Source organism: Pirellulales bacterium (assembly GCA_036490175.1).
Lineage (GTDB): Bacteria > Planctomycetota > Planctomycetia > Pirellulales > JACPPG01 > JACPPG01.
Genome location: DASXEJ010000151.1, coordinates 1 through 9325, shown reverse-complemented (window position 1 = coordinate 9325; position 9325 = coordinate 1). Strand labels below are relative to the sequence as shown.

At 60.0% G+C, this 9325-nt stretch carries 8 protein-coding genes; all 8 read right to left on the bottom strand.

Annotated elements, in window-relative coordinates:
* The coding region (locus VGG64_11800; protein ID HEY1600281.1) for a hypothetical protein at positions 1-228 on the bottom strand (228 nt) is incomplete at its 3' end.
* 40 nt (positions 229-268) lie between these two features.
* Positions 269-1204 carry a PP2C family serine/threonine-protein phosphatase gene (locus VGG64_11795; GenBank protein HEY1600280.1) on the bottom strand — a complete coding sequence of 312 codons (936 nt, stop codon included), beginning with the start codon at positions 1202-1204 and terminating at the stop codon, positions 269-271.
* Between the two features lie 156 nt (positions 1205-1360).
* A complete protein-coding gene (locus tag VGG64_11790; GenBank protein HEY1600279.1) occupies positions 1361-2068 on the bottom strand; it encodes a VWA domain-containing protein in 708 nt (235 codons plus the stop codon).
* A gap of 53 nt (positions 2069-2121) precedes the next feature.
* Positions 2122-3438, bottom strand: coding sequence for a hypothetical protein (locus VGG64_11785; protein HEY1600278.1), 1317 nt, complete (start codon positions 3436-3438; stop codon positions 2122-2124).
* 631 nt (positions 3439-4069) lie between these two features.
* Positions 4070-4318 (bottom strand): DUF6117 family protein, encoded by a 249-nt coding sequence (locus tag VGG64_11780; protein ID HEY1600277.1) that lies wholly within the window; start codon positions 4316-4318, stop codon positions 4070-4072.
* 18 nt (positions 4319-4336) lie between these two features.
* Entirely contained in the window at positions 4337-5608 is a 1272-nt protein-coding gene (locus VGG64_11775; protein ID HEY1600276.1) for a hypothetical protein, read from the bottom strand.
* A 35-nt stretch (positions 5609-5643) separates the two neighbouring features.
* Complete coding sequence (locus tag VGG64_11770) at positions 5644-5826, bottom strand: hypothetical protein (GenBank protein HEY1600275.1); 183 nt, start codon at positions 5824-5826, stop codon at positions 5644-5646.
* Between the two features lie 815 nt (positions 5827-6641).
* Positions 6642-9053, bottom strand: coding sequence for a recombinase family protein (locus tag VGG64_11765; GenBank protein HEY1600274.1), 2412 nt, complete (start codon positions 9051-9053; stop codon positions 6642-6644).
* Positions 9054-9325 lie beyond the last annotated feature (272 nt).

The following is a 9325-nucleotide window of genomic DNA, read 5'->3' as shown; positions in this document are numbered from 1 at the left end:
CACGAGGATCGGCGGCGGGATCTGGGTGCGAAGCGTCGACAGGTCGTGAATGACGGGTGCCTTCAAGGCCGCCGTCAAGGCGGCAATCTCTCGCCGAGAAGCAGGACACAAATCTCGCAGGAGTCCCTCCAATCGCCGCGGTTCTCTGGCAATCTCTTGCCCATACTCGCTCACCAAGCCGACGAGAATCGTCCGGGCATCGCCTGTTGATGTTAGCTTGGCGTTCATTTCGAACTCAGACCGGCCGAGTTGCCGGGCCTACCGGTTTTTAGTCGGCTTTCGCCGGCGATTCGTTCTCTTGCGGGCTGGCCGATACGGGGTGCTCATCGGCGCCGGGGCGAATAGGCGCATGCCCGTGCGGAACTGCTAAGAACAGAATTCCTACGGTGACATCATCACCGCTTCCCTTCTGAGACGCTTCCGCCAGCCAGATCGGCAGTTTCTCGCGCACCGCGGCAACGCCTTCGGTTCTCAGTAAATCCAGAAAGTCCGGGCCGACCGTCTCGAAGTCTTCAGCCGAACGGAACGAGTTGCTGTAACCATCGGTGGAGGCCATCACCAGCGCCGGCGGACGCCCGGCCAGCGATTGAAAGCTCGCGCGAAAATCACGCCACGACTGATCACCGCTGAGAGAGGTGGTTTCATTGGCGAATAGCCGTGGGTCGTCGGCAATGGGACGGCTGACGGCTCCATCGTCGCCGACCACGAGAATATCCCCATCGCCCAACTGGAGGCACGCGACAAAGGTTTCGTGGACGGCAACCGCCAGTAACGTCGTACCGTAGGCCAAAATGGGATTCTCTTCGACGGCCTTTCTTGCTCCTTCGCCTTGCTGGGCATCGAGTTGAGCCACTTCGCGGACGAACAACGGATGGGCTGCGACGTGCTCTTGCACGGCGGTCTTCCAGCGGCGCTCGATTTCCACCGGCAGCCGCTCGTCAAGCGCCCTTTTGACCGCACTCGGATCGACAGCGCCAGGGTCGGAAAGCAATTCTCGCAATGCCGCCTGTGCCGTTTCGACTGCCAGACGAGCACCGACGTCGCTTCGAAAGCTCTTCTTGCTTCCGTGGCCGTCGGCCACTGTCAATACAAAACAGTCCGCATCAGGCTCCGCTGGCCACCAGCCGATCGCATCTTGATTAGGCAAACCCAATCGTTCGTGGCTTGAGCCTCGAACGGTCTCGCACAGCGCGTGCCAGAGCACCTTCCGCGGCGGCTCGGTTGGAACGCTCGGCTGTGCCTCAGGAACCGGCAACGGTTTCCGGCGTCGAAACCATTTGGGTAGCAATTTCACGGGCGATTACCCCGTCAAGTGATCCTGTACCGAACACCCACCGTGCGCATGCCGCCCGGCTTTCGCTCACCAGACGTCTTGGGCCGAGGCTGGCAGGTTCGCCGGATCCGGCGGCTCGGGAATGGGCACATTCCCGACCGGCCCGTTAGAACCGGCAACTTGGCTGGCCGGCGCCGATGCCGACTGCACCACCGCCGTCGAAGACCATTTGATTAGCTGGGTCAGGCGATCGGCATTATTGGCGGCCAGCGGCTTCAGCTCCGGATTGGCAATGAACGCTTGCAGACACTCGAAATCGGCATCCTGGCCGATGGCAATAGCGATGCGCACGGCCTTTTTGCCCCACGGCTGGTCCATCATCTTCTTCAGGCCCGCCTTGTAGTCGTCGGTCGGTTGACCGTCGGACAAGAGCACCAGCACGGGCGGCAACGCTCGCGGCGGCATCTTGTCTACCGATAATTGCTCGGCAACTTCGGCTAGCGCCTTGCCAAGGTCGGTCACGCCGTCAGCCGACAAGGGAGTCCATTGAAACTGGTCAATCGGCGTGGGCTGCGAGACGTGCCATTGGGCTCCGTTGGAGAACCGGACCACGCGCACCATCAGCTGCGCGTTGGGATTCTCGGCCGCTACTTCGCGCATGTGCGGAATGGCTTCGTCGACCGCGTTGTTGAGGGCTTCGATTTTGCCGTCAGCGCCCATCGATCCCGAACAATCGACCATCCAAATGAAGTGTAGTTGTCGAGCCGCCAATTCGCCGCCGGGTCGTCGATTCATGGCTTTCATCCTCATAGCTTGCCAGGAGACAAAAATCTCGCGCTGGAAAATGGTCAGTAGCTGATTTCGCCAGTCACAGTGCCGAATTGGACGGTCGTTCCGCCGGCGAGCTTCGCGCTTTTTCCCGGCGGCACGTCGACCAGCACGCCTTCAGCATTGGCTGCAACCCACTTGTTTGAAGAAAGATTCTTCAGGCCCCAAACACCCGGTTCGGTTGGATGTCGCGAGATCTCGGCCAATGGGTCCGAGAAGTCGAAAGTCTTTTGCGGGTCGAGATGGTGACCGAAGAGCTTGGTGTCGTGGTTGAGCACAACGATCTGGCGCTTGCCGATCGCGAGGCGAAAAGGCCAGCGCAGTGGCTGCCGACAAGCCCAGCAGAGCCGATCGCCGGCGGTCCCGTCATGCTCCGGGTCGTAAAAATTCTCCGCCTGGCAAGGGCAGTAGCCGGCCAGGTCTCGCATCCGAACCAAGGCGGCGCGCCACTCGGTTTCCTTGACGCGTCCCTGCTGCGGCCGCCGAATGCCGTCGGTAAACGACCGCACGAACAAATCGCGAATCGATTGCGGATAGATCGGCCAGTATTCCAACGCGTTGCGATGAAAGTCAGGATCGGGGCGGTTGGATTCGTCCTCAGGATCAAAGATGAAAACCGGATCTTCGCCGTACAACCTGGTCATCGCCGGCAGATCCAGGCATTTGATCTGAGATTCGCGTTTGCCTTCCAGCGGATGGTGAACCATCAGCATGTAGAAGAGCAGGACCGCCAGCGAATACAGGTCGGTATCGCGGCTGGGACTTGCCCGGCCGCGCACCACCTCAGGCGCCATGAACTTGGGCGTGCCCAAGACACCGCCACTCTGTTCGCCATTGATGGCGACATTGTCGTTGTCGCAGATCAGGACGTCGCCGGCGATTGGGTCGAAGAACACGTTGCCAAAAGAAATGTCCCGGTAACAAAGACCGACGGCGTGGAGCTGGTAGTAGCTGTCAGCCAGTTGAAAGCCGGCTGTGGCCAGCGTGCGAAAGCTCGGCTCGATTTTCCGCTTCATCAGGGCGACGATGCCGCGGTAACGCGGCTCGCGAAGGCCCATGATGTAGCCGAAGCCGGGCGTTCGCGGATCGGACACCAACTCGATCGGCCATAGGAACCGCTCGTTGGGCGCCGGCCGGCGCACCAGGTCTTCCAGTAGCCAGCGCTGCTGGGGTGTCGCGGTACGGGAGAAATACCATTTCACCGCGACCGCGCGTCCGGCCAAGCTCGCCTGGTACACCTCGCCCTGGCCGCCCCCTCCCAAGAACCGCTCGATACGGCAAGGCGACCGCGATGTCTCGGTCTGAATAATCTGGTTGGGTGTCAGCAGTTGATTCATGATTGTGGCTCAAGCCGAGCTAGTGGAGTTTGCCCCGTCGTTGCGCCAACGACTGTTGTCGAGTGCGCAAAAAAAAACGGAGCGCTGAACCAAGGCCGCTCCCGAGACCCCCGCCAAGGGGCACCAAAGAACAGCACCTGGCCAGCGCCCCTTTCGGGGCGCGGCACAGTTGCTGCTTCTTTGGTCATGAGCCGAAGCTCAAGTTGGCGGTTTCTCGGGAAGCAGTTCTGACGCACGCGTCAGTTCAAATTGTGTGGTACATGGCCCAACTTAGGCCGTCATCAAATTCCTTGATCCTTTGGTTTGGCCGCCGACGATCGGCTCGGCCATATCCGGATATAATATGTCCGATAGGCCCGGACGCAAAACGTCCAACCGCTAAATTGTCCAGGCAGCGTCGGGCCGCAGGTGGCGAAAGAGCCAGACAACCGCAACACCGAGCTGCCGAACCAGCCGATACTGCCGAGATCTGCCACGGATACGGGCTGCCCGGCGCAGAAATGTGCGGGTTTTCCCGGACTGGTGCTCCACAGACCGTCCGATACGTAAGAAAAAGTGCCCAGACGGCGCTGCCGGGCGGCAGCGCCGTCTGGGGCGATTCGGTTATTACCGGGCCGAGGCTGGTATTCGATCAATTCAGCTCGGGATTGCCCGGTGGATCAGTGGAGACGCACTTGCACAGGAATTCACCCATGTTGGCATCGAGCATTCGCGCCAGAGGAATGAACTCAAGCAAGCCGTTCTCCAGCCGGTTCGTGGCGCAAACCACGGCGATCATTTCGCCGGTTGTACTGTGCTGGCAGTTAAGTAGAGCAATGTCGCGGTTTTGTACCGCGCGGCAGAGCGTCTCAAAGTTCTGCCGCTTGTCCGCGGTGGACATGATGAATTCCTCCGGTTTTCAGGAGCACAACTGAAGCTGGGTAAACGATTCGGCCGAAGATTCGACCGGCAACGGTTGATGGACGCGCCAATCGATTTCGGCGCGACGCTCGAGATCAGCCGCTGAAAAGGAAAAAGGCTCTGGAACAGACCGAGTCCGAAGCACTTGGATCCGACAGGCGCCCGAAGCACGCAGGCCATCCTTTGGTGAACGGAGAGCCTGCCGCAGATCGGCGTCGGTGGTGCATTCGGACCAATACGGCTGAAGCTTCACGCGAGCCGCGCTCAACGCTTCCGAGGCCGCAGCCAGCGGCTTGAAGGGGCTGATTACCGCATCGAGCAGATCTTCTTGGCTGAAACGGGCGGCGTGTTCACCGACAGCGGTGCGCATTAGCCCTTCCAATTGATCGACGACCTCGGACGGAATGGCTTGCTCGAAATCAGCCGTTGGATCAATCCCACAACTCGCCAGCGCGGCGGGCGCTGGATTATCCATGCGAAAAACCTCGACGGCGCGAGCTGGATTCCAAGTGTAAGCGCCGATAAGCTGCCGGAAATCTTCAAAGATCCGCAGCGCGCGATGCGCTTGGCTGCAGTATTCGGCGTCGAGCAGCAGCAGGTCGGTCAGATTGCCTGGCGAACCCGGCGGCTGCAATACACCTTCCCATGTCTGCTCAAGCAATCGTTCGACAAGCATTGGCGGATTGCTTGCCAGACGAGCTGGCGAAATGTCCAGCCGCCGGGCAGCCAAGCGCTTCAGACCGTCAGTGACCTCAAACTCGGGCGGCTGCTGCGGGGCAAAGCCGAGCATGATTCGCGGCAGGCGAGGGATCGCCAGCAGCGACTCGAATTCCGCTCGCCGCTGCCAGCACGCGTCATCCATCCGCAGGAACAGATCCGCCAGCGACTCGTTGCGGCGAACGTTGATCGCCCGGCCCGCGGCATTAAACGCCGGTCGCAACCCGCCATCATGGCAAAACTCCCGATCGCCGTTGAGCCCGTAGCGTACACGGCCGTCCGTTCCTAGCCGGGCACGATAGCCACGAATTGGGATTTCATGTCCGTCGGTATCATACGAAAGCACAATCGCCACAGCCGTGCCGATGGGCCGCAGCGAATTGTCGAAAAACGTGGCGCTGCCATCACCCGGACGAAAAGTTAAACCAATGCGATAGGCCAACAGCGGCCAGTCGGAATCAGAACGCCGGCCAACTTGCCGGGTGTGGCGATGGATAAGTCGGTAGTGGTATGCACGCGCGGTGCGCGCAGAAGGACCCTGTCGCTTCAGCATGGAACACTCCCTTCGAGAAAAGGAAGAAAACAGAATTACTCAGCTGCTTCAGCAGCGAGTTTTCGGAAATCAGGCCGTTGTCCGGCCGGATAGAACCGGACTTGGCCGTGCGCCTGCCATTCGGCGTCGGTCACGGCGAGTTGATCACCGCTGGTGCCGGCCGTGGCCGAATAAAAAGTCAACAGCAAACCATCGCGGGTGCGCCGGCGTCGCTTCACCGGCCGCCCGCGAAACATAACTAACAAGGGCAAATGGAACCTCAAATCTTACAGGGAAACTGCCATAGTCTCGCATGAACGTACTCGTGGCGTGGCCCGTAACTGCCTCACTACTGCCGCGCGCGGCGCCGAGTGGCATTGAGATCGGATAGACCGGTCAGGGCCAAAAGTCCGTTGGCGGCAGGTTCAGGTATGTCGCGTTGAAACATAAATTGATTGAGCTGATAAATGGCCGGGGCCAGCCTGGCCACGCGGCCCGGCTAGCCCCGAAACCTCTTCCACATGTCGCTCATGCTGCTGCCGGTGGATCGTCTGGCTGCGGGAGCTCGGGTGGATTGCTCGACTTGTGGTCGACGTTCTTACGGCGTGTGCGCCCGTCCGGTACGGCAGACTTCGGGCGATCTGCTTGCGAGGCGGTCCCGACATCGGCCGAAGGTTTTGTCGCCGCGGCCCTCTCTCGCAGCCACCATCGTGCCAACAAGCGGCCCAATATTGCGGCTATTTCAGCACGCCCGGCGCTGTCATCGTCTGCGACAACCTTCGGAAGATCTGTCGAGAGCTTCGAGGTCGATTTCTGAATGGGTCGGCTCCTTTCGTGGAAGGTTCCAAGCAAAGTAAGACGCGAGGTCGTCCGTGAGCGTGGCTCAACAATATTGCGGCCATTTTCCGCCAGAGCGCATTGAGATGAGCTGGCGCCGATAGCCTCAGGCCGGTTTGGGCAGCGTGATGCGATGAGTCACGCGCCAATAAAAAGGCCCGGTTCGGCAGGGCTACTGCAGAACCGGGCTGCAAAAGCAAGAAGGACAGCAGGTCAGCTATTTTTGTTCGCCATCCTTCGGCCGATCCTTGAGGCCCAATAGTTTGCGACGAGTCCGACCATCCAGCGGAGGAAGCCCCCTGTCCGCTCGGTCTTTGTTGTAGGCCTTGGAAAGGGTAGTGCGGTCGAGCTCCAACTTCTCACCGATCTCGCGCAATGACAGGCCCTGGTCCGCGAGGCGCCCCACCTCGGGGGCAACCTGCTCGAACGGCGGTGCTTTTCGATGTTTGCGCGCCAAACTTGAACGGCGGCTGCGGCCATCCTCATAAGGGATGCCGCGTCTTGCCGCTGCGTGCCTTAGCAGCTTGGTCACCGTGGACTTGCCGCATTTTAGCTCCGCAGCGATCTCAAGATGCAGCAACTTCTGCTCGTTTAGCGTCCAGGCCCGGTCGGACTTGGCATCCAGCGGTGAGGGCGGCCGATAGTCGATCGTCACCTCGATGCCTTCCTCAACATGGCTAGCCGGGATGCCGGTCGCCCACTGCACCAGGCAGGACAGCCGTCGAAGGCGGAACCGCCCTTGTAGCCAACCAAGTTTCGGGCGACGTTCTCCCATTTGGTATAGAAAGATCCGTCCACCCGTCAACGCGGTGACGAGCCGACGGATATCGCGCAGATCCTCGGGCAGATCGCCTTGAGCTGCCGCGACAAGAATCGTCTCGAGTTTGCCGAGCAATGTCCGCATCTGCTCATCGTCGGGAATCTCGATGTGTCGTTGCCGCGCAACTTCCAACTCAGCAATCTCCGCCTGGGAGCGCGTTCTTTCGGCGCGAAGCTCCTTGACTATGCGGTCGGACTCGCGCTGATCTTCATCCGTTTCCCCTGGGTTGCGGCGGTTGATTTGAATCGCCCGTGTCTTCCTGGCCACCAGGGCGCGAAGTTGCTCGAGGCGTTCCGGATTGGGACGCTGTAATCTTTCAGCCTCGGACCGGCAGGCCGCAACGGCGTCGCCAACGAGCCGTTCGTCAACTCGGACAAACTTCGCCAGCTCCTTGAGTGTGAGTCTCAGGCCAAGGTCCCTGTCGAGTTGGCTATACAGGGGCTCCTTCTCCCGCTTTTCGGCTTTACATAGTTTGCAGATCATAGCCGAACCGTACCCGGCGCCGACCTGTAACGGGCGATCGTGCTCGGGGCACCACCAGATGCCGTTTAGCACTTTCGGTCGGGCACATCGCTCGGGATCCTTCGGCTTCCGACCTCGCTTACTTTTCTCTTTGAGCAGCAGACCCTGGGCCTCGTACCACGTTTTATCTGAAATAATCCTCAGCTTGTCGAAGAATGCTGCTTGCAGCGGTTCATCACGTTCGACTTGCCGGACATAGTCCTGCTTCGATTGGTATTGGCATTGCTGCTTGCCGTATTCCCAATATCCACGATAACGGGCATTCACAAGGACGCCCCTGACCGAGCCGTGCGTCCACATGCCGTGCAGCGACTTCGGCGGCGAGGGCGCATTGGGATCATCGTTGAGTAGCTGCGCGATCTCGTCCATCGACTTGCCATCGACGACGTACCACTCAAAAATCTTGACGACATACGCAGCCTCGTCTTTGTCGATGACGATTTGGCACCGCGGACGGCCGCGCCGCGTCGGCGGCGCGCCGGCAATCGGCTCACCGCAGTAGCCCAGGGGCAATGTACCGATTACTTCCAGCCGCAAAAACATTCCTTGATGGGCAGCACGGATGTTTTCGGCGTACATGCTCGTGCCGTTTTCGTCGATTGCCGCTTGAATCATCAGGTGCAGCCGCCAGTCCTTATTGGCGGCCGTGTCGATGTTTTGCTGGATGAAGAAGCAACGCATCCCACACTCGACGATCTCTTCTTCGACGAATCGCACGGCCCGATGGGCTTTACGGAAGAGTCGATTCGTCCCGAATACCAGGAGCGAATGCCCCTGCTTATTGCTAAGCGCCGCTCGCAAAGCGTTCAATCCCGGACGATTGTCGCGATAGCCGCGCACTGCCAGGTCGAAGAAGACGAGCTCGCGCGGTACGAATGTTTCCTCGCGAACCGCGACCTCATACATGGCTCGCACCTGTGCCGCCACCGACGATTGAAAGCGGCTGCTATAGCGGGCGTACATCAGGCCGATCCGTTTGGCCAGGGTACGTGGCATGCGTTCGTGGAATTCCGCCGCGATCGCATCGACTTCGGCTTTGGTTTTTTCCAGAAGTTCACGCTGCTCGCGTTCCACATCAGCCTTGGTGCGCCCGCCACGCCGGCGGGCTGCGCAGCCGTAGACGCGCCGTGGATAACGGTCGAGGATGAGTGCGGCAAACTGGCTGCCGGCATCGGCGGAGGCTGCGATCGCCGGAAGTGCCGACCCGCCCCGGCACCAAACACCTCCTGCCTTGTCATCGTTGTCCGCTTCCAGAACCAAGACCGTCAGAAATACGAACAACGTCACGATCAAGGCGAACAGGATCTGCCCAAATTGGGTCCGGAAAAGAAAATCGACGACCGATCGGCGCCACCTTCTCCGATCCTTGGGCCCATCTGCCAATGTGACCACCACCGGCCGGCGTCGCCGCCACTTCGGACGGATTGGTCTTTTGTGTTTAGCCATATTTATCTCCGATTAAAGGGCCGTAGGGACGTCGATTGGGCAGCTGCAAGGGAATCGATCAAAGACATCGCCGTTTGCGAAACGCCAGGAATCTGCAAAGCGCGTTTACCTCC